The sequence below is a fragment of the Oleiphilus sp. HI0086 genome (assembly GCF_001635225.1).
On the sequence record NZ_LWFZ01000468.1, the window covers coordinates 1 to 384 of the forward strand.

General features: G+C 40.9%; 1 pseudogene. It reads right to left on the reverse strand.

Annotated features, from left to right (window positions below):
* Positions 1-384, reverse strand: a pseudogene (locus tag A3756_RS05805) (type I restriction endonuclease subunit R); the annotation flags it as partial.

The window sequence follows — 384 nt, forward strand, 5'->3', positions numbered from 1 at the left end:
CCCAAACTTCGCAGCCTTCTCTGGATCAGATAACAACTGCATCATCTGATCTTGATGTGCTTCACTACTGCTTAATATGGCGTCATCAACTGCTTTAGGAAAGTGACCTAGCATCGCTTGTTCTGCCGTATTATTGCTAATTTGGCTCATAACATTTTTATTCTCACGAACCTTATCTCTTACTGTGTATGCGTAATTAACCAAGTCTTGATCGGTTAAGTTGTCCGTAATAAACAGTTCATTTAGCTTGCTGATTAGGTGAGATAAGAACTCTTCTTTTTTATCTCTTGGTTTGGCTGTTCCTAAGCCGTCACCCGGTTCAAGCTTGTCCTCTTCCGAGTCAACTTTTAGTTTAATGTCCTGCTGTCTGATCTTGGACAAACG